Consider the following 20,692-nt stretch of genomic DNA (forward strand, 5'->3'; position numbering starts at 1 on the left):
GCGGTGGGTTCGTAGACTGGGTCCTCGTGACGGCCTACCTCGACCACGCCGCGACCACGCCGATGCTGCCCGCGGCCGTCGACGCGCTGACCGCCGAGCTCGGCCGGACCGGCAACGCGTCCTCGCTGCACTCGGCCGGCCGCGCGGCGCGCCGGGTCGTGGAGGAGTCGCGCGAGCAGCTCGCCGCCGCGCTCGGGGCGCACCCGAGCGAGGTCGTGCTCACCGCGGGCGGCACCGAGGCTGACAACCTCGCGGTCCAGGGCATCTACTGGGCGGCGACGGCGCGCGACCCCGCGCGGCGCCGGGTGCTCGTCTCCGCCGTCGAGCACCATGCCGTGCTGGACCCGGCCCGGTGGCTCGCCGCTCGGGCCGGCGCCGAGGTGGTGCTGCTGCCCGTCGACGCCGAGGGGCGGCTCGACCTCGCCGCGCTCGAGGCCGAGCTGCGGGCGTCCGCGGGGACCGTCGCGCTGATCTCGGTGATGTGGGCCAACAACGAGGTGGGCACGGTCCAGCCGCTGCCGGACGTGGTCGCGTTGGCGGGCCGGTACGGCGTCCCGGTGCACGCCGACGCGGTGCAGGCGGTCGGGCAGCTGCCGGTCGACTTCGCCGCGTCCGGGCTGGACGCCATGACCGTCAGCGCGCACAAGATCGGCGGGCCGCTCGGTGCCGGCGCCCTGCTCGCCCGCCGCGGACTGGACCTGGTGCCGGTGCTGCACGGCGGTGGGCAGGAGCGCGGGGTGCGGTCCGGGACGCTCGACGGGCCGGCGGCGCGGTCCTTCGCGGTCGCCGCCGACGCCGCGGTGCGCGCGCAGCCGGCGACCGCGACCCGTCTGGCCGGGCTGCGCGACGACCTCGTCCGCCGGGTCCGGGCCGCGGTGCCCGGTGCGGTGCTGCGCGGGCCGGACCCCTCCGGCGCCTCCGGCGACCACGCCTCCGCGGGCGCCGGGCCTGGACGCCCGGCGGAGGGACGGCCCGGCCGGCTGCCCGGCAACGCCCACCTGACCTTCGCGGGATGCGAGGGCGACTCCCTGCTCGTCGGCCTGGACCTGGCGGGCGTGCAGTGCTCGACCGGCTCGGCGTGCCAGGCCGGCGTCCCGCAGGCGTCGCACGTGCTGCTGGCCATGGGTGTGGTCGAGGACGAGGCCCGCGGAGCGCTGCGGTTCTCGCTCGGCCGCACGTCCACCGCCGCCGACGTGGACGCTCTGCTGGCGGTGCTGCCGGACGCCGTCGCGCGGGCTCGCACGGCGGGGCTGGCCTCGGCGGCGCCGGGTGGTGCCCGATGAGAGTGCTCGCCGCGCTGTCCGGCGGGGTCGACTCCGCGGTCGCCGCCGCGCGCGCCGTCGACGCCGGCCACGACGTCGTCGGCGTGCACATGGCGCTGTCGCGCAGCCGCGACCAGTTCCGCACCGGCTCGCGCGGGTGCTGCTCGATCGAGGACGCCGGCGACGCGCGGCGGGCCGCCGACGTGCTGGGGATCCCGTACTACGTGTGGGACCTGTCCGAGCGGTTCGAGGAGACCGTCGTGGCCGACTTCCTCGCCGAGTACGCCGCCGGTCGCACGCCCAACCCGTGCGTGCGCTGCAACGAGCACATCAAGTTCGAGGCGCTGCTGGACAAGGCCGTCGCCCTGGGGTTCGACGCCGTGTGCACCGGCCACTACGCACGCATCGCGGTGCGCGACGGCGCCGACCCCGCGCACTCGGCCGGCACCGCCGACGTGCGCGAGCTGCACCGGGCCGCGGACCCCGCCAAGGACCAGTCCTACGTGCTCGCCGTGATGGGACCCGAGCGGCTGGCCCGGTCGATGTTCCCGCTCGGGGACGCCCCGTCCAAGGCGCACGTCCGCGAGGAGGCCGCGGCGCGCGGGTTGAGCGTCTCCGCGAAGCCGGACTCCTACGACATCTGCTTCGTGGCCGACGGCGACACCCAGGGGTTCCTGCGCGAGCGGCTCGGGGCCCGGCCGGGCGACGTCGTGGACACCGAGGGTCGGGTGGTCGGCGCGCACGACGGCGCCTACGCGTACACGGTCGGTCAGCGCAAGGGCCTGCAGATCGGGCGGCCGGCGCCGGACGGCAGGCCCCGGTACGTGCTGGAGGTCCAGCCGGTGACCAACCGCGTCGTGGTGGGCCCCGCGGGCGCGCTCGCGGTCGCGGCCGTGCGCGGCACGGGGGCGGTGTGGCTGGCGCCGGACGTCGTCGGCGACGACGACGGCGACGGCGACTGGTTCGGGTGCGCGGCGCAGGTGCGCGCGCACGGCGACCCGGTGGCGGCTCGCGCCCGCCGGACCTCCGGCGGGGGCGTCCGGATCGAGGTCGACGGCGACCTGCGTGGCGTCGCGCCCGGTCAGTCGGTGGTGCTGTACGACGGGACCCGGGTGCTGGGTCAGGCGACGGTCGAGGGGACGGAACGGGCATGAGCGACGCAGGGGCCGGTGGGCCGGGGGTCGTCGTCGTGCACGACTGGTACGGGCTCGGCCCGCATGTCGCGGAGTACGCCGACGAGCTCACCACGGCCGGGTTCACGGTCGAGACCGTCGACCTGTACGGCGGGTCCCGGACCACCGACCCGGCGCGCGCGGAGGAGCTCGCGGACGCCCTCGACGGCGAGCAGGCGGTCGCGCTCGTCGCCGCCGCGATCGGCCGGCTGCGCGCCGGCGGGGCGCCCGCGGTCGGCGCCGTCGGGTTCTCCCTCGGTGGCAACCTCGTGCTGCGCGCCGCCCGCGAGGGGGACGTCGACGCCGTCGTCGCCTACTACGCGGCCCGGTCGGCCGACGACGCCGCCACCACGACCTGCCCCGTGCAGCTGCACCTGGCCGAGACCGACGAGCTCGAGGACCCCGAGTACATCGCCGCCTACGTCGCGGCGCTCGAGGCCGCCGGCACGCCGGTCGACACCTTCACCTACCCCGGCACCGGCCACTCGTTCGCGAACGGGGACGTCGCGCTCGCCGACCCGGCGGCCGCCGACGTCGCCCGCTCGCGCACCATCGGGTTCCTGCGCGCCCGGCTCAGCCGGTGACCGGGGTCTCCGGGCTCGGCCCGTGGCCCGGGGCGGACCTCGTCGAGGCGCAGTCCGTGGTGGTCGGGGACCTGACGGACGTCCCCGACGGCCTGACCGGGCTGCCGTTCCGCGTCGAGCCGGTCGCGCCCCGCGACGGCGTCGACGCCACGGCCCGCACCGCCGGGCTGCTCGTCGACCTGCCGGTCGAGCTCGGCGTGCACGGCTGGAAGCTCGCCGACCACCCCGGCCAGGACCTCGCCCGGGTCCGCTCGCTGGCCGGTGAGGGGCTCGACGCGCTCGCGGTCGCGGCGCTCGGCTACACCGGGCCGCTCGCCGTCCCGGTCCGGGGCCCGCTCACGCTGGCGGCCTCGCTCTACCTCGCGCGCGGTGACCGGGCACTCGCGGACGCCGGTGCGGTGCGGGAGCTCACCGAGTCGCTCGCCGCGGGGCTGGCCGAGGAGCTGGCCCGGCTGCGGGTCGCGGTCCCGGGCGTGCAGCCGGTGGTGCTGCTGCACGAGCCGATGCTCGCGGCGGTGCTGGTCGGCGCGGTGCCGACCTTCTCCGGCTACTCGGCCATCCGCCCGGTGCCCGGGCCGGACGTCGCCGAGCGGCTGCGCACGGTGGCCGACGCCGTCCGGGACGCGGGGGCGTCCGAGGTCGTGGTGCACCTCGGGGACGCCTGGGCGGCCCTGCCGGCGGTCGCGCGGTCGGGTGCGGACGGCGTCGGCCTCGGGGTGGGCACCCTCGACGAGCGTGCCTGGGAGCGCGTCGCGGAGGCCGTCGAAGGCGGCCTGCGGGTGTGGGCCGCGCTGCCGCCGGTCGCGTCCTCGCAGTGCGCCGGCCCGGACGTGCGCGGGCAGGCCGAGACCCTGCTGCGCCCCTGGGCCCGGGTAGGACTGCCGGTGTCGAGGCTCGACGACGTCGTGCTGGTGCCGGCCGGGACGGCGCCCACCCCGGACGGGGCCCGCCGGTCGCTCGCCGACGTCGTCCGCGCGGCCGAGGTGGTCGCCGAGCGTGCGGCCGGCTGACCGGGTGACGGCGTACCCGGCTGACCGCCGGCCGGTCGCCGCCCGCGCGTCCCGGCCCCGGGACTGCGGCGCGTGGGTGGCTCGCGCCATGATGGCCCGGTGAGCGAACAGGCACTCCACCCCGACGACCTCGGGCTCGACGAAGCCGCCGCACGGCACCGCTGGGAAGCCCTGGCCGGCGAGATCCGCGATCACCAGTTCGCGTACTACGTGCGCGACGCGCCGTCCGTCAGCGACGGCGAGTACGACGCGCTGCTGCGGCGCCTGGAGGCGCTGGAGGACCGCTACCCGGCGTACGGCCTGCGCACCCCCGACTCACCGACCCAGCGCGTGGGCGGCACGTTCTCGACCGAGTTCGGCGCGGTCGAGCACGTCGAGCGGATGCTCTCGCTCGACAACGCGTTCTCCGCCGAGGACCTCGCCGACTGGTTCGGCCGCGTGCAGCGCGACCTGGACGGCGCCGGTGCGGGGCTGCACCTGCTGTGCGAGCTGAAGATCGACGGCCTCGCGATCGCGCTGGTGTACGAGCGGGGCGTGCTGACCCGAGGCGTCACCCGCGGCGACGGGCGCACCGGCGAGGACGTCACGCTCAACGTCCGCACCATCGAGGGCATCCCGCACCGGCTGGCCGGTGACGACCACCCCGAGCTCATCGAGGTCCGCGGCGAGGTGTTCCTGCCCGTCGAGGGGTTCCGGGCGGTCAACGAGGCCCAGGTCGCCGCGGGCAAGCCGCCGTTCGCCAACCCGCGCAACACCGCCGCCGGGTCGCTGCGGCAGAAGGACCCGCGGGTCACGGCCAGCCGTCCGCTGCGGATGTACTGCCACGGCATCGGCGCGCTGCGGTGGCCGGATGGTGCGGTCCCCGACCGGCAGTCGGGCGCGTACGACCTGCTCGCCTCGTGGGGCCTGCCGGTCTCCGGGCACAGCCGCGTGGTCGACGGGCTCGCCGACGTGCAGGCGATGATCGACCACTACGGCGCGCACCGGCACGACGTCGAGCACGAGATCGACGGGATCGTCGTCAAGGTCGACGAGGTCGCGCTGCAGCGACGGCTCGGCGCGACGAGCCGTGCACCACGGTGGGCGATCGCGTACAAGTACCCGCCCCAGGAAGTGAACACCAAGCTCCTGGACATCGACGTGAACGTGGGCCGCACCGGCCGGGTCACCCCGTTCGGCGTCATGGAGCCGGCGCTCGTGGCCGGCTCCACCGTCAGCATGGCGACCCTGCACAACGCGAGCGAGGTCAAGCGCAAGGGCGTCCTCATCGGGGACACCGTGGTGCTGCGCAAGGCCGGTGACGTCATCCCGGAGATCGTCGGGCCGGTGGTGGCGCTGCGGGACGGGACCGAGCGTGAGTTCGTCATGCCGACGCACTGCCCCTCGTGCGGGACGCTGCTCGGGCCCGCCAAGGAGGGCGACGTCGACATCCGCTGCCCGAACGCGCGGTCGTGCCCGGCCCAGCTGCGCGAGCGCGTCTTCCACGTCGCCTCCCGCGGTGCGTTCGACATCGAGGCGCTCGGCTGGGAGGCGGCGAACGCCCTGCTGGAGGCCGGGGTGATCACCGACGAGGGCGACCTGTTCGACCTCGACGCCCACGCGCTGCGCCGGGTCCCGCAGTTCACGCTGTCCACCCGGTCCAAGGTCCGGGGCCGCGCGCGGGAGGCGGGCGACCTCAACGCCGTGGGGGAGAGCCTGCTGGTCAACCTCGAGGCCGCCAAGGACCGCGCGCTGTGGCGGGTCCTGGTCGCGCTGTCGATCCGGCACGTGGGACCGACGGCGGCGCGCGCGCTGGCGACCGAGTTCGGGTCCATGGCCGCCATCGAGACCGCGGCCCGGGCCGACGACGACGCCGCCGGGCTCGCCGCGGTCGCGGGGGTCGGCCCGACCATCGCTGCGGCCGTCCGGGACTGGTTCGAGCAGCCCGGCGAGGACGAGCAGTGGCACGCCGAGATCGTGCGCCAGTGGGCGGCCGCCGGGGTACGGATGGCGGACCAGCGGGACGAGTCCGTGCCGCGCACCCTCGAGGGCGTCACCGTGGTCGTCACCGGGTCGCTCGACGGGTACTCGCGCGACGGTGCCAAGGAGGCCATCCTGGCGCGCGGCGGCAGGGCCTCGGGCAGCGTGTCGAAGAAGACCGACTTCGTCGTGGTGGGGGAGAACGCCGGCACGAAGGAGACCAGGGCTCGTGAGCTCGGTGTGCCGATCCTGGACGAGGCCGGCTTCACCCTGCTGCTCACGCAGGGTCCGGCCGCCGTCACGCCCGACGACGACCCGGCGGACGCCGAGCCCGGCGCGCCCGCGCTCGACGCGGAACCGGTCTCGTGACGGCCTCGGCCCGCCCCGCGTCGTCCGGGTGCCGCTCGCACCGGTGGCCGGACGGCGCGATCATGGAGCACTCGACGACCACGGGGGGCACCGATGCCTGACCTGCTGATCCGCGTCGCCACGGACGACGACGTCGCCGCGGCCGGTGCGCTGACCGCGCAGGCGTACGGCGCCGACGGCCTCGTCCAGGACGGCGACGACTACGTCGAGGAGCTGGTCGACGCCGTGCGCCGCGCCCGCGAGGCGACGCTGCTCGTCGCGACGACGCCCACCGACGGCACCGCCGACGTGGACGGCGACGCCGACGACGGCGTCCCCACGCTGGCCGGCACGATCACGATCGCGCCGGCCGGGACGTCCTACGCGGAGATCGCCGAGCCGGGTGAGGTCGAGCTGCGGATGCTGGCCGTGGCGCCGCACGCCCGCCGCCGCGGGGTCGCCGAGGCGCTCATGCGGGCGGCGATGCGCGAGGCGGTGACCCTGCGGGCGCAACGGGTCGTGCTGTCCTCGCTGGAGGAGATGGCGGCGGCGCACCGGCTCTACGACCGCCTGTCCTTCGACCGGGCCCCCGACCGCGACTGGCACCACGAGGACATCGCGCTGCGCGTGTACACCTGGGAGGTGCCGGCTGGCCCCGGTGCCCGGGCCGAGGCCGCCGCCTGGCCGCCGATCGAGACCCACGACGTGGACGGCTGGCGGGTCGGGCTGTCCGGCGGGTTCACCCGCCGGGCCAACAGCGTGCTGGCCCTGGTCGCACCCACCGACCTGCCGGCCGCGCTGGCCGAGGTGGAGCGCCTGTACGGGGCCGCCCACCAGCCCCCCGTGTTCCGGGTGTGCGGGCAGAGCGAGCCCGAGGACCTGGACCGGCTGCTCGACGAGCGCGGGTACCGGCAGGTCGCCCCGACGCTGGTCATGGTGCGCACCGGTCTCGACGGCGTCGCCGCGCCGTTCGAGTCCCCGGGGCTCCAGTGCACCGTGAGCCGGACGCCCGACGAGGACTGGCTGGCCCGGTGGCTCGACGTGAAGTCCGCCGCTCCGGTGGACCACGCACTGGCCGGTCGGCTCGTGGGCGGCGCGGACGCGCTGTACCTCACCGCACGCGACAGCTACGGACCGGTCGGGGTGGTCCGGGCCGCCCTCGTCGACGACTGGGCGGCGCTCGCCTGCCTCGCGGTCGACGCGCGGGCCCGTCGCCGGGGCATCGGCCGGGCGCTGACCCGCGCCGCCCTGCACGCCGCGTCCGAGCTGGGCGCCCGCCGGGCCTTCCTCCAGGTGGAGGAGTCCAACGATGCGGCGATCCAGATGTACGCGTCCCTCGGGTTCACCCCGGCGGAGCGGTACCACTACCGCCAGCGGTGACGCGGTGCGCGCCCCCGCACGCGGCGGCTGATACTGGGTGGATGATCAGCATCGAGCTCGCCGAGCAGCTGCGGGACGCCGGCGTCGTGTGGCGCCCGTGCACGGGCGACCAGTTCACGATCCTGCAGCCGGACATGACCGGCGACGTCTTCACGATCAGCGACATGATGATCGAGGCGCACGAGTTCTCCACCGGGACGGTGCTCGGCTTCAACGGCACCACGGAGTGGGCGTTGGACTCGGTGGCGCAGGACGACGCCCTGTGGCTGCCCCGTGAGGACCAGCTCCGCGAGATGCTGGGCGGCACGTTCCTCAGCCTGCAGGCACGGTCGCCGGAGGGTTTCACGGTGCTCATCCGGCCGCCCGGAGCGGACGAGGCGGTGGCGTTCGGCGCCGACTCCGCCGTGGACACCTATGCGCTCGCGGTGCTCGCCCTGGTCGACCTGGCCCTGGACCCCACCTCCGCGTGAGCCGGGCTCGGGGCGCGACCGGTCCCGCCCCGAGCACACCCCGGCCGGGCCGCCGAGCGCACCCCGGCCCGGCCGCCGAGCGCCCCAGGCCCGGTGGCCGCCCGTCGACGGGCCTGTGGGCGCCCACCACTAGACTCGCCCCCATGTCCACCATCTCCCGCGACGAGGTCGCGCGCGTGGCCGGGCTGGCCCGGATCGACCTGACGTCCGACGAGCTCGACCGCCTCGCCGGCGAGCTCGACGTGATCGTCGACGCGGTCGCCCGGGTCGGCGAGGTCGCCACGCCCGACGTCCCGGCCACCAGCCACCCGCTGCCGATGACCAACGTCTTCCGCGAGGACGTCCCCGAGCCGTCGCTCGTGGTCGACGAGATCCTCGCCGCCGCGCCCGCCGCCGAGGGCGGCCGGTTCGTCGTCCCGCAGATCCTCGAGGAGGACTGATGAGCGCGACCGACCTGACCCGACTGACCGCCGCCGATCTCGCCGGGCGGCTCGCCGCCGGCGAGGTCTCGAGCGTCGAGGCCACCCAGGCCCACCTGGACCGGATCGCCGCCGTCGACGGCGCCGTCCACGCCTTCCTGCACGTCGACGCGGAGGGAGCCCTCGCCACCGCCCGCGACGTGGACGCCCGCCGGGCGGCCGGCGAGGACCTGCACGCCCTGGCCGGCGTGCCCATCGCCGTCAAGGACATCGTGGTGACCCGCGGCCTGCCCACCACCGCCGGCTCGCGCATCCTCGAGGGCTGGCTGCCGCCCTACGACGCCACCATCACGACCCGCCTGCGTGAGGCCGGACTGCCGATCCTCGGCAAGACCAACATGGACGAGTTCGCCATGGGGTCCAGCACGGAGCACTCCGCGTTCGGCAACACCCACAACCCGTGGGACCTCGACCGGATCCCCGGCGGCTCCGGCGGCGGGTCCGCTGCCGCCGTCGCGGCCTACGAGGCGCCGCTCGCGATCGGCACCGACACCGGCGGCTCCATCCGCCAGCCCGGCGCCGTGACCGGCACGGTCGGCGTCAAGCCGACGTACGGCGGGGTCTCGCGCTACGGCCTGATCGCCCTCGCGTCGAGCCTGGACCAGGCCGGTCCGGTCACCCGCACCGTGCTGGACTCCGCCCTGCTGCACGAGGTCATCGGCGGCCACGACCCGCGCGACTCCACCTCGATCCCCGAGCCCCTGCCGGCCCTGGTGGACGCCGCGCGCCGCGGCGCGAGCGGCGACCTCACCGGCGTGCGCGTCGGGGTCGTCACCGAGCTGGGGGGCGAGGGCTACCAGGCCGGGGTCCGGGCACGCTTCGAGGAGTCCCTGGAGCTGCTGCGCGGCGCCGGGGCCGAGATCGTCGAGGTGTCCTGCCCGCACTTCACCTACGCGCTCGGTGCCTACTACCTCATCCTGCCCAGCGAGGCGTCGAGCAACCTCGCCAAGTTCGACGGCATGCGGTTCGGCCTGCGCGTCGAGCCGACCGACGGTCCCGCGACGGCCGAGCGCGTCATGGCCGCGACCCGCGGTGCCGGCTTCGGCGACGAGGTCAAGCGCCGCATCATCCTGGGCACCTACGCCCTGTCGGCCGGGTACTACGACGCCTACTACGGCAGCGCGCAGAAGGTGCGCACGTTGATCCAGCGCGACTTCGCCGCCGCGTTCGCCCAGGCCGACGTCCTGGTCTCGCCGACCGCGCCCACCACGGCGTTCCGGCTCGGGGAGAAGCTCGACGACCCGCTGGCCATGTACCTCAACGACGTCGCGACCATCCCGGCGAACCTCGCCGGTGTGCCGGGCATGTCGGTGCCCAACGGCCTGTCGGACGACGGCCTGCCGGTGGGCCTGCAGATCCTGGCGCCGGCCAAGGCCGACGACCGGCTCTACCGGGTCGGCGCCGCCCTGGAGACCCTGCTGGAGAAGACCTGGGGTGCGCCGCTGCTGTCGCGCGCACCGGAGCTGGAGACCGCATGAGCGCCCCGACCGTGTCCCTGGTCGAGTACGACGAGGCGGTCGCCCGCTTCGACCCCGTCATCGGCATCGAGGTGCACGTCGAGCTCGGGACCCGCACCAAGATGTTCGACTCCGCCCCGCAGACCTTCGGGGCCGAGCCCAACACCGCCGTCTCCCCGGTGTCCCTGGGGCTGCCCGGGGCGCTGCCCGTGGTCAACGGCACCGCGGTCGAGTACGCGATCCGGATCGGGCTCGCCCTGAACTGCCAGATCGCCGAGCGGTGCCGCTTCGCCCGGAAGAACTACTTCTACCCCGACGTCCCGAAGAACTTCCAGACGTCGCAGTACGACGAGCCGATCGCCTTCGACGGGTACCTCGACGTCGAGCTCGAGGACGGCACCGTGTTCCGGGTCGAGATCGAGCGCGCCCACATGGAGGAGGACGCCGGCAAGAACACCCACGTCGGCGGCTCCACGGGCCGGATCCATGGCGCGGAGTACTCGCTGGTCGACTACAACCGCGCGGGCATCCCGCTGGTGGAGATCGTGACCCGGCCCATCACCGGCGCCGGCACCCGCGCCCCCGAGGTGGCCCGGGCGTACGTCCAGGCGCTGCGGGACATCTTCCGCACCCTCGGGGTGTCCGAGGCCCGCATGGAGCGCGGCAACGTCCGGGCCGACGTGAACCTGTCGCTGCGCCCGACGCCGCAGTCTCCGCTGGGCACCCGGACCGAGACCAAGAACGTCAACTCGTTCCGGTCGGTCGAGCGGGCCGTGCGCTACGAGGTCTCCCGCCAGGCGGCGATCCTGGCCGGTGGCGGCACGGTCGTCCAGGAGACCCGGCACTGGCACGAGGACACGGGCATCACCACGCCGGGCCGGGTCAAGTCCGACGCCGAGGACTACCGCTACTTCCCCGAGCCCGACCTCGTCCCGGTCGCGCCGTCGCGGGAGTGGGTCGAGGCGATCCGTGCGTCGCTGCCCGAGCTCCCGGGCGACCGCCGTCGTCGGCTGACCGACGAGTGGGGCTACTCCGAGCCGGAGATGCGGGACGTGCTCAACGCCGGCGCGCTCGATCTCATCGAGGCGACCGTCGCCGCCGGGGCCACCCCGGCCGCCGCCCGCAAGTGGTGGATGGGCGAGCTGGCCCGGACCGCGAAGCAGCGCGAGGTGGACCTGGCCGACCTGCCCGTCACGCCCGCCCAGGTGGGTGAGCTGCAGGGCCTGGTGGACGCCGGGCGCATCAACGACAAGCTCGCCCGCCAGGTGCTCGAGGGCGTGCTGGACGGCGAGGGCTCGCCGGAGCAGGTGCTCGTCGCCCGGGGCCTGGAGGTCGTGTCCGACGACGGCGCCCTGCTCGCCGCGATCGACGACGTGCTGGCTGCCCAGCCCGACGTCGCCGACCGCATCCGCGGCGGCAAGCTGCAGGCCGTCGGGGCGATCGTCGGCGGCGTCATGAAGGCCACCCGCGGCCAGGCCGACGCGGGGCGGGTCCGCGAGCTCATCCTGTCCCGTCTGGGTGTCGAGGGCTGATGTCCGCGCGCCGGTCGGTCACGGCCAAGCCCACCCTGGAGGGTGAGCTGGTCCGGCTGCGACCGCTGGAGCCCGCGGACGCCGACGGCATGTACGAGCTCGCGACGGACCCGCAGAGCCGCCGGGTCACCGGCACCACGACGACCTACACGCGCGAGGCGATCGAGCGGTGGTGCGTCGAGGCGGCCACGGCGCCGGGCCGGATCGACCTCGCGGTGACCGCCGGCGGCTCCGACGAGTACCTCGGCGAGATCGTCCTGACGGACATCGACGAGGCGCACGGCTCGGCGAGCCTGCGGCTGTCGATGCGACCCGGCAGCCGCGGCCGCGGCTACGGCACCGAGGCCATCGACCTCGTGCTCGGGCTCGCCTTCGACGGGTACGGCCTGCACCGGGTCGGGCTGGAGGTGCTGGCCATCAACCCGCGGGCTCAGGCGCTGTACGAGGGAGTCGGCTTCCGGGTCGAGGGCCGGTTGCGGGAGGCGTACCGCGACGGCGAGCGGTGGTGCGACGGCGTCGTCATGGGCATCCTCGAGGACGAGTTCCGGGCGGGGACCACCGAGCGCAGCTGAGGATGCCGCCCGGCACCGCGGTGGGCTCGTCGGACGAGCGGCGGGGACGCACGTCGGGCGCTGTTCAACAGCCGGTCACCGTCGCGTCGGGGGCTGTGCACCGGCCGCGCCTACGGTCGGCGGGTCTGATCCGTCCCTCGCCGGAGGCCTTCCCGTGTCGATCACTCCCCAGTCCCGCCCGCTGCTGCCGATGCACGGCTTCACGCGGGGCAAGCGCAGCGCGGTGACCTGTCACCTCAAGTGCGCCGACGCCTGCGCTCAGCCGGTGCCCAACACGAGCGACAACGAGTACTTCGCCGACGTCGCCGGCGCCGCGCTGAGCCGTCGGTCCGTGCTCGGCGGCGGTGCGGTCGGCGCGCTGGCCCTGCTCGTCGCCGGAGCGGCCGGGGCAGCCCCCGCGGCTGCCGCTGGGCGGGGTCGGGCCCGCGGTGCGGGCCTGGCGTTCTCGCCGATCGCGCCGGTCCCCGCCACGGTGGACGCGCTGACCGTGCCGGCCGGGTACCGCTGGGCGCCGATCATCCGCTGGGGCGACCCCATCCTGCGGGGCGCACCCGAGTTCGACGCGGCGAACCAGACCGCCGCGGCCCAGGCCGGGCAGTTCGGCTACAACAACGACTACCTCGACATCATCTCGATGAACCGGCAGCGCGGGGTCACCGGCGGCGTCCACCACGCCGGCACCGCGCCGCGCACCCGCGACCACAAGGCCGTCCTGGTCGCCAACCACGAGTACACCAACGAGACCATCATGTTCCCGCCCACCGACGACCCGGCGACCGTGTCCGAGCAGCGACGCATCGCGATGGCCGCCCACGGCATGTCGGTCGTCGAGGTCCGACGTCGCGGAGTCGGTCAGCCGTGGGAGTACCAGCGCCGCAGCCCCCACAACCGCCGCCTCACCGTGTCCACGCCGTTCACCGTCACCGGGCCGGCCGCCGGTTCGTCGCTGCTGACCACGGGCGCCGACCCGACCGGGCGCACCGTGCTCGGCACCCTGAACAACTGCGCCGGCGGGACGACCCCGTGGGGCACCGTGCTGTCCGGCGAGGAGAACTTCAACGGGTACTTCCGCACCTCGGGCACCGGCCGCGGCGACGCGCGCTACGGGCTCCGCGACCGGGAGACGGCGCGCGGGTGGGAGCACGAGGACCCACGCTTCGACGCGCGCAACCCGGGGTACGAGAACGAGCCGCACCGATTCGGCTGGGTCGTCGAGCTGGACCCGTTCGAGCCGGACTCCGCGCCGCAGAAGCACACCGCACTGGGACGCTTCAAGCACGAGGCGGCCAACATCGTGGTCGCGCCGTCGGGTCACGTCGCGGCGTACATGGGTGACGACGAGCGGTTCGACTACCTGTACAAGTTCGTCTCGCGGGACACGATGCGCACCGGGACCCGCCGGGCGGACCGCGCGCACAACAAGACGCTGCTGTCCCACGGCTCGCTGTTCGTCGCCCGCTTCCACGGCGACTCGCCGGCGGCCGAGATCGACGGGTCGGGCGCGCTGCCCGCCGACGGCGCGTTCGACGGGACGGGGGAGTGGCTGCCGCTCATGGTCGACGGCGTCAGCGTCGTGCCGGGGTTCGGCGCCGAGGAGGTCGCCGTCTTCACCCGCCTGGCGGCGGACGCCGTGGGTGCGACCAAGATGGACCGCCCCGAGGACGTCGAGGCGAGCCCCACCACGGGCCGCGTCTACATGGCCTGCACCAACAACACCGACCGGGGCAAGCCGGGCACGCAGGGTGCGACCGAGCCCAACCCCCGCGTGCTCAACCGCAACGGGCACGTCGTGGAGATCACCGAGACGGGCGACGACCCCACCGCGGCGACCTTCACCTGGACGCTGCTGCTGGTGTGCGGCGACCCGACGACGGACGGCTCGGCGTACTTCGCCGGCTTCCCGGCCGACCGGGTGTCGCCGATCTCGTGCCCGGACAACCTCGCGTTCGACGACTCGGGCAACCTGTGGATCTCGACCGACGGCCAGCCGGGCACCATCGGGTACAACGACGCGCTGCACCGGGTGCCGCTGGAGGGGCCCGAGCGCGGGCACGTCCAGCAGTTCCTCGCCGTCCCGACCGAGGCGGAGACCTGCGGTCCGGTCATCGACGAGGCCGAGTCCATGGTCTACGTCTCGGTGCAGCACCCCGGGGAGGACGGCAGCTTCACCGACCAGCACTCGCGGTTCCCCGACTACGCGCCGAGCACCGGAGCCGGCCGCGGCCGGTTCGCCGGACCCCGGCCGTCCGTCGTCCAGGTCTGGCGGGGCTGACCGCCACCCGCCGCACCGGCGTGGCCGCCGGGGACCGGACCGAGGTCCGGTCCCCGGCGGGCCGCCTCGGCGCGGGGCGGGCACGATGGTGCCGATGAGCGCCACGACCCGCATCCCGACCACCGACCAGAGCGCGGCCACGACCGAGCAGGGCAGCCGGTCCCCGGCGGGTGCCGGCTCGCCGGCCGACGTCGGCACGGCCCCCGCCCACCGCGCCCGTCCGGGCCTCGCCCCGTCCGCGCAGCGGCCCGTGACGGTGACGGTTCCGGACGAGGCCACCCGGCACGCCCTCACCGTGCCCCGCGGCGTCCGCCTCGAGGTGTGGGACCTGACCACGGACCTGCCGCCCGAGGTGGCCGCCGACGTCGACGTCGTCGTCGTGCCGCACCAGGCGGGTCGGGGCACGCTGGCCCGGCTGCGGGACCTGCCCCGGCTGGCCGCGGTCCAGATCCCCAGCGCCGGGTTCGAGCACGTCCTGCGGCACCTGCCCGAGGGCGTGCTGCTGTGCAACGGCCGCGGCGTGCACGACGACGAGACCGCCGAGCTCGCGCTGGCCCTGACGCTCGCGTCCCTGCGGGGCCTCGACGACTACCTGCGGGCGCAGGACCGGCACGAGTGGACCGGCCGGACGCGCCCGTCGCTGGCGGACCGGCGTGCGCTCGTCGTCGGCTACGGGTCCATCGGCGGCGCCGTGGCGCGGCGGCTGGAGGCCTTCTCGGTCGACGTCGTCCGGGTCGCGACCACCGCGCGGGACGACGACGGCGTCCGGGTGCACGGCGTCGACGAGCTGCCCGCCCTGCTGCCCGGCGCGGAGATCGTCATCCTGACCGTCCCGCTCACCCCGCAGACCGAGGGCCTGGTGGACGCCGACTTCCTCGCGCGGCTGCCGGACGGCGCGCTGGTGGTCAACGTGGCGCGCGGCAAGGTCGTCGACACCGGCGCGCTGCTCGCCGAGCTGACCAGCGGCCGGCTGCGGGCTGCGCTCGACGTGACCGAGCCGGAGCCGCTGCCGGCCGACCACCCGCTGTGGTCTGCGCCGGGGCTGATCCTCACGCCGCACGAGGGCGGCAACACGACCGCGACCCCCCGCCGCATGCTCGCGCTCGTGCAGGCGCAGCTGGACCGGCTCGGGGCCGGCGAGGAGCCGGTGAACGTCGTCGCGCGGACCTGACCAGGTGCGGCCCGGTGGGCCCGGGCGCCCGGAGGCGTCGGGGCCCACCGCGCAGGCACCCGGCTATGTCAGGTGCCTCTGGGCGAACACCACCATCGCGTCGCGCAGGTAGGGCGCGAGCCCCGGGGCGTACGCGTCGTAGGTGGCGGTGAACCGCTCGTCGTCGACGTACATCTGCCCGAGGCCGACGTACGCCGCGCGGTCCGGCGTCCAGAACGTCGCGATCTGGGCGTGGTGGCGCGCCACCACGGACTGGACCCCGGCGTCGGTCACCTCGGTGCCCGCGTGCATGAGGGTGGCCAGCTCCGCGCTGATCGCCGCGGTCTCCGCGGCGAAGGCCTCCTGCCCGTCCTGACCCATGCCGGTCCAGGCGGCATGACTGCGGTCCACCGCGCCGTCGCCCCAGCGCTCGCGCGCCTCGGCGTCGTACTGGCTGTTGTCGAAGCCCGCGTACAGGTCCTTCGGTGCCATGTCGGTCCCTTCCTCCATCGAGTGCAGCGTGCTCTCCACCGTCCGGGCGAGCCGGTCGAACCGGTCCCGCTCGGTCAGCAGCCGGGCGTGGTGCTCCCGCAGCCGGCTGCGGCGCACGGCGCCGGCCGCCGGTCCGGCGCCCTCCGCGAGGATCTCGGCGATCGTCGGCAGCCCGACGCCGAGCTCGCGCAGCACGAGGACCTGCTGCAGCTGCACCAGCTCAGCGTGCCCGTACAGGCGCCGCCCGCCCGCGGCGACCCCGGTCGGCCGCAGCAGACCCACCGCGTCGTAGTGGCGCAGGGTCCGCGTCGTCACGCCCGAGAGGCGGGCCACCTCGCCGATGGTCCATGCCTCGACCCGGCCGCCGGGGTCGCGCGAGGACGCGGGGTGGGCGGCGTCGGTGGTCATGGTCGCTCCCTCGGGTGCCTGGTGGGGCGCTCCGCTGCTGGCGACGGCGGTCCGTCCGCCGTCGCGCGGACGCTAGGTGTTGACGCTACGTCAACCGCAAGGTCGCCCTGGGTGTCGGCTCCACCGGGTCCGCCCCGCCCGTCGCGCTGCCGTGTCGGTGGCGGGTGCCACAGTGGGGCATGGCCAACCTGACGTCCTCCGCCGTGCAGTCCGCCGTCGACGCCCGCCACTGGCGGGTGGTGCTGCAGACCGTGCGCGCCACCTTCCGGACGGGCTCCTTCGCGCGCGGGGCCGAGCTCGTGGGTGAGATCGCGGCGGTCGCGGACGCCGCCGGTCACCACCCCGACGTGGACCTGCGGTACGCGCGCGTCCAGGTCTCGGTGACCAGCCACGACGTCGGCGGCCTCACCGACCGGGACGTGGACCTCGCTGCGGCGATCAGCCAGGTCGCGGACCGGCTCGGCATCGACGGCGACCCCGGCCGCCCGCAGGGGCTGGAGATCGCCGTCGACGCGCTCGACATCCCGGCCGTGCTGCCGTTCTGGCGGGCCGTCCTGGGGTACGTCGACGAGCCGCCGCCCGCGCCGGACGCGTCGCCGGCACTGGTGGACCCGGCCGGCGTCGGGCCCGCCGTCTGGTTCCAGCAGATGACCGCGCCCCGCCCGCAGCGCAACCGCCTGCACCTGGACGTGTCCGTGCCCCACGACGTCGCCGACACGCGGGTGGCGGCCGCGCTCGCGGCCGGCGGACGGCTGGTCTCCGACGACCGTGCCCCCGCCTTCCGGGTGCTCGCGGACGTCGAGGGCAACGAGGTGTGCGTGTGCACGTGGCAGGGGCGCGACGGGTGAGCGTCCGCGCTCTGGGCACGCGGTGGAGCCGCTGCCCGGCCGACCTAGACTCACCGGCATGACGAGCGTGACCGACCCCACCGCCTCCACCGGCAGCACCCCGAACGACGACGCGGCCGCCGGGCCCGGGGTCGACATCAAGCCCCGCAGCCGTCAGGTCACCGACGGCATCGAGGCGACCGCGTCGCGCGGCATGCTGCGCGCCGTCGGCATGGGCGACGACGACTGGGTCAAGCCGCAGATCGGCATCGCGAGCTCGTGGAACGAGATCACGCCCTGCAACCTCTCCCTGCAGCGGCTGGCGCAGGCCGCGAAGAACGGCGTGCACGCCGGCGGCGGGTTCCCGCTGGAGTTCGGCACCATCTCGGTGTCCGACGGCATCTCGATGGGCCACGAGGGCATGCACTACTCCCTGGTGTCCCGGGACATCATCGCCGACAGCGTCGAGACGGTGATGATGGCCGAACGCCTGGACGGCTCCGTCCTGCTCGCCGGGTGCGACAAGTCGCTGCCCGGGATGCTGATGGCCGCCGCCCGGCTGGACCTCGCGTCGGTGTTCCTCTACGCCGGGACGATCGCGCCGGGCTGGGTCAAGCTGTCCGACGGCACCGAGAAGGACGTCACGATCATCGACGCGTTCGAGGCCGTCGGCGCCTGCGCGCGCGGCCTGATGAGCACCGAGGACCTCGGGCGCATCGAGCGGGCGATCTGCCCGGGTGAGGGCGCGTGCGGCGGCATGTACACCGCCAACACGATGGCCTCCGTCGCCGAGGCGATGGGCATGTCCTTGCCCGGGTCGGCCGCCCCGCCGTCGGCGGACCGCCGTCGCGACATGTACGCCGCCAAGTCGGGCGAGGCGGTCGTCGAGATGCTGCGCCGCGGCATCACCACCCGCCAGATCATGACCAAGGAGGCGTTCGAGAACGCCATCTCGGTGGTGATGGCCTTCGGTGGGTCGACCAACGCCGTGCTGCACCTGCTCGCCATCGCGCACGAGGCCGAGGTCGACCTCACGCTGGCGGACTTCGCCCGGGTCGCCGCGCGCGTCCCGCACCTCGGTGACCTGAAGCCGTTCGGCCGGTACGTCATGAACGACGTCGACCGGGCCGGCGGCGTCCCCGTGGTCATGAAGGCGCTGCTGGACGCGGGCCTGCTGCACGGGGACTGCCTGACCGTGACCGGCCGGACCGTTGCCGAGAACCTGGCCGACATCGCCCCGCCGGACCCCGACGGCAAGATCCTGCGGGCGCTGGACAACCCCATCCACCGCACCGGCGGGATCACCATCCTGCACGGCTCCCTCGCCCCCGAGGGTGCCGTCGTGAAGTCGGCCGGGTTCGACTCGGACGTCTTCGAGGGCACGGCGCGCGTGTTCGAGCGCGAGCGCGCCGCGATGGACGCCCTCGAGGACGGCACCATCCAGGCCGGCGACGTGGTCGTCATCCGCTACGAGGGCCCCAAGGGTGGTCCGGGCATGCGCGAGATGCTGGCGATCACCGGCGCCATCAAGGGTGCCGGGCTCGGCAAGGACGTCCTGCTGCTCACCGACGGCCGGTTCTCCGGGGGGACCACCGGGCTGTGCGTCGGTCACGTCGCGCCCGAGGCCGTCGACGGCGGCCCCATCGCCTTCGTGCGCGACGGCGACCGGATCCGGCTCAACGTGGCCGACGCGACGCTCGAGCTCCTCGTCGACGAGGCCGAGCTGGCTGAGCGGGCGGTGGGCTGGGCTCCGCTGCCCCCGGTCTACAGCCGCGGCGTGCTCGCCAAGTACGCGAAGCTGGTGCAGTCGGCGTCCAAGGGTGCCGTGCTCGTCTGACGACGCCGGGTCACCCCGGTGAGGGGCTCGCGGCGGACCGGCGCGAGCGCGAACCCGGGGACGGCGGGACCGCCGTGCTGGACCGCACGACGAAGTCGGTGGCGACCGTCTCGTGCTGCGGCTCGTCCGGCGCTCCGTCGTGGGCCAGCTGCTGCAGCAGCCGGGCCGCCGCGCGCGCTCCCTGCCGCTCGGGGAACTGCGCGACGGTCGTCAGTCCCACCACGTCGCCCAGCTCGTGGCCGTCGATGCCGACCACCGACAGGTCGTCCGGCACGCGCAGGCCCAGGTCCCGCGCCGCCAGGATGGTGCCCACCGCCATCTCGTCCGAGGCGGCGAAGACCGCCGTGGGCCGCTCCGGAGCGGCCAGCAGCGCCTTCGCGCGGGCGTAGGCGTCGTTGAGGGTGAAGTCCGAGGTGATCACCCACTCCGGGCGGACCACGAGACCGGCCTGGGCCATCGCGCGCTCGAACCCGCCCTGCCGGGTGCCCGTGAGCCCGAAGTCGCGGTGCGGGTCCTTGCCGGCGGTGAGGTGGGCGATGTGCCGGTGACCGAGGCCGGTCAGGTGTCCGGTGGCCAGGGCGCCCGCCGCCTCCTGGTCGATGCCGACGGTGAGGGTCCCGGGCATCGCGCCGCCGACGCCGACGATCGGCCGGCCGATCGCCACCAGGCGCTCGCGCTCGCGCGTGGTCAGCTCGAGGGCGACGGGTACGACGGCGTCCAGCCGCTGGCGCAGCAGGTAGTCCTGGAGCACCTTCTCCTGGTGGTCGTGGCTGCCACCGGTCGTGTAGAGGGACAGGTCGTACCCCTGGTCCAGCAGCTCCTCGGAGATGCCGCGGACCACCTTGGCGAAGAACCACCGGTCGACGCCGGGCACGATGACGCCGATGTTGCGGCTGCGTCCGGACGCCAGCCCGGCGGCGTTCGCGGACGGCACGAATCCCAGCTCGGCGCTGGCGCGCAGGACGCGTTCGCGGGTCGCGGGCGAGACGGGGCCGCGCCCGCTCAGGGCGCGGGACGCGGTCGCCGTCGACACCTTCGCCAGTGCGGCGACGTCCCTGATGCTGGCCATCCCCGCTCCTCTCCGTGCACCGTCACGTGCGGCCCGCTCCCGGCGCCGGCGCGCGGCGACCGGTTCGCCGCGCTCCGCCGTCCGGAGCCGGCGAAGGGTCTCATCCGCCACGACCCCGGCGCGGTGCGCGTCCCGGCGCCGGCACGGCCCCGCGGGTCCGGGGAGGCCGCGAATGGAAACGCTTCCACAACAACCGGTGGCGCCCGATCGGCTCCCGAGTGACGTCGAGAGGGTTCGATGTGACTCTGGACACACGGTACTGGAAACGTTTACAGTCGGCGAGTCCACCAACTGGTCCACCACGCGTTCACCGCCGAACGGGCCGCGACCCGCCTGTGGCCGTGGCGCGTGCCGACCCTGGTCCCACCACCGGGTCGGCACGGCTCGACCGGCCCGGCGCGCCGACGGACGC

General features: G+C 75.2%; 17 protein-coding genes. 15 read left to right on the top strand and 2 right to left on the bottom strand.

All coding sequences use genetic code 11. The features are described 5' to 3' along the window. Positions 1-26: 26 nt before the first annotated feature. The 13 genes from Q0840_RS06950 (at position 27) to Q0840_RS07010 (ending at position 15,668) form a co-directional block, all read left to right on the top strand. Positions 27-1,283: a cysteine desulfurase family protein gene (locus Q0840_RS06950; RefSeq protein ID WP_298457969.1), complete on the top strand. Its 1,257-nt coding sequence runs from the start codon at positions 27-29 to the stop codon at positions 1,281-1,283. After that, positions 1,280-2,416: a tRNA 2-thiouridine(34) synthase MnmA gene (gene mnmA / locus Q0840_RS06955; RefSeq protein ID WP_298457971.1), complete on the top strand. Its 1,137-nt coding sequence runs from the start codon at positions 1,280-1,282 to the stop codon at positions 2,414-2,416. The genes Q0840_RS06950 and mnmA overlap by 4 nt, the downstream gene beginning before the upstream one ends. Next, positions 2,413-3,018, top strand: coding sequence for a dienelactone hydrolase family protein (locus tag Q0840_RS06960; RefSeq protein ID WP_298457973.1), 606 nt, complete (start codon positions 2,413-2,415; stop codon positions 3,016-3,018). The genes mnmA and Q0840_RS06960 overlap by 4 nt, the downstream gene beginning before the upstream one ends. Continuing rightward, a complete protein-coding gene (locus Q0840_RS06965) occupies positions 3,015-4,028 on the top strand; it encodes a hypothetical protein (protein ID WP_298457975.1) in 1,014 nt (337 codons plus the stop codon). Before Q0840_RS06960 ends, Q0840_RS06965 begins: the two co-directional genes overlap by 4 nt. 99 nt (positions 4,029-4,127) lie before the next feature. Beyond that, a complete protein-coding gene (ligA, locus tag Q0840_RS06970; protein ID WP_298457977.1) occupies positions 4,128-6,356 on the top strand; it encodes an NAD-dependent DNA ligase LigA in 2,229 nt (742 codons plus the stop codon). 93 nt (positions 6,357-6,449) lie between these two features. Continuing rightward, positions 6,450-7,715, top strand: a complete 1,266-nt coding sequence (locus tag Q0840_RS06975; RefSeq protein ID WP_298457978.1) for a GNAT family N-acetyltransferase — start codon at positions 6,450-6,452, stop codon at positions 7,713-7,715. A gap of 41 nt (positions 7,716-7,756) precedes the next feature. Further along, positions 7,757-8,185, top strand: a complete 429-nt coding sequence (locus tag Q0840_RS06980) for a pilus assembly protein CpaE (RefSeq protein ID WP_298457981.1) — start codon at positions 7,757-7,759, stop codon at positions 8,183-8,185. Between the two features lie 143 nt (positions 8,186-8,328). After that, on the top strand, positions 8,329-8,625 hold the full coding sequence (gene gatC, locus Q0840_RS06985) for an Asp-tRNA(Asn)/Glu-tRNA(Gln) amidotransferase subunit GatC (protein WP_298457983.1): 297 nt from the start codon (positions 8,329-8,331) through the stop codon (positions 8,623-8,625). After that, complete coding sequence (gene gatA / locus Q0840_RS06990) at positions 8,625-10,142, top strand: Asp-tRNA(Asn)/Glu-tRNA(Gln) amidotransferase subunit GatA (protein WP_298457986.1); 1,518 nt, start codon at positions 8,625-8,627, stop codon at positions 10,140-10,142. Before gatC ends, gatA begins: the two co-directional genes overlap by 1 nt. Continuing rightward, positions 10,139-11,653: an Asp-tRNA(Asn)/Glu-tRNA(Gln) amidotransferase subunit GatB gene (gatB, locus tag Q0840_RS06995; RefSeq protein ID WP_298457988.1), complete on the top strand. Its 1,515-nt coding sequence runs from the start codon at positions 10,139-10,141 to the stop codon at positions 11,651-11,653. Before gatA ends, gatB begins: the two co-directional genes overlap by 4 nt. After that, positions 11,653-12,225, top strand: a complete 573-nt coding sequence (locus Q0840_RS07000) for a GNAT family N-acetyltransferase (RefSeq protein WP_298457991.1) — start codon at positions 11,653-11,655, stop codon at positions 12,223-12,225. Before gatB ends, Q0840_RS07000 begins: the two co-directional genes overlap by 1 nt. A gap of 190 nt (positions 12,226-12,415) precedes the next feature. Continuing rightward, positions 12,416-14,497 (top strand): PhoX family phosphatase, encoded by a 2,082-nt coding sequence (locus Q0840_RS07005; RefSeq protein WP_298458513.1) that lies wholly within the window; start codon positions 12,416-12,418, stop codon positions 14,495-14,497. Positions 14,498-14,591: 94 nt separating this feature from the next. Beyond that, positions 14,592-15,668: a 2-hydroxyacid dehydrogenase gene (locus tag Q0840_RS07010; protein ID WP_298457996.1), complete on the top strand. Its 1,077-nt coding sequence runs from the start codon at positions 14,592-14,594 to the stop codon at positions 15,666-15,668. Between the two features lie 63 nt (positions 15,669-15,731). Here the strand turns inward: Q0840_RS07010 and Q0840_RS07015 are convergent, their stop codons facing one another. Beyond that, positions 15,732-16,547 carry a MerR family transcriptional regulator gene (locus tag Q0840_RS07015; protein ID WP_298457998.1) on the bottom strand — a complete coding sequence of 272 codons (816 nt, stop codon included), beginning with the start codon at positions 16,545-16,547 and terminating at the stop codon, positions 15,732-15,734. Between the two features lie 179 nt (positions 16,548-16,726). Here Q0840_RS07015 and Q0840_RS07020 point away from each other — a divergent pair, with 179 nt between their 5' ends. Then, entirely contained in the window at positions 16,727-17,395 is a 669-nt protein-coding gene (locus tag Q0840_RS07020) for a 4a-hydroxytetrahydrobiopterin dehydratase (RefSeq protein WP_298458001.1), read from the top strand. 58 nt (positions 17,396-17,453) lie between these two features. Beyond that, entirely contained in the window at positions 17,454-19,211 is a 1,758-nt protein-coding gene (gene ilvD / locus Q0840_RS07025; protein WP_298458002.1) for a dihydroxy-acid dehydratase, read from the top strand. A 10-nt stretch (positions 19,212-19,221) separates the two neighbouring features. On the opposite strand, the gene Q0840_RS07030 is transcribed toward ilvD, so the two are convergent. Beyond that, positions 19,222-20,280 (bottom strand): LacI family DNA-binding transcriptional regulator, encoded by a 1,059-nt coding sequence (locus Q0840_RS07030; RefSeq protein ID WP_298458004.1) that lies wholly within the window; start codon positions 20,278-20,280, stop codon positions 19,222-19,224. Between the last annotated feature and the right edge of the window lie 412 nt (positions 20,281-20,692).

Source organism: uncultured Cellulomonas sp. (genome assembly GCF_947494015.1).
Classification (GTDB): Bacteria; Actinomycetota; Actinomycetes; order Actinomycetales; family Cellulomonadaceae; genus Pengzhenrongella.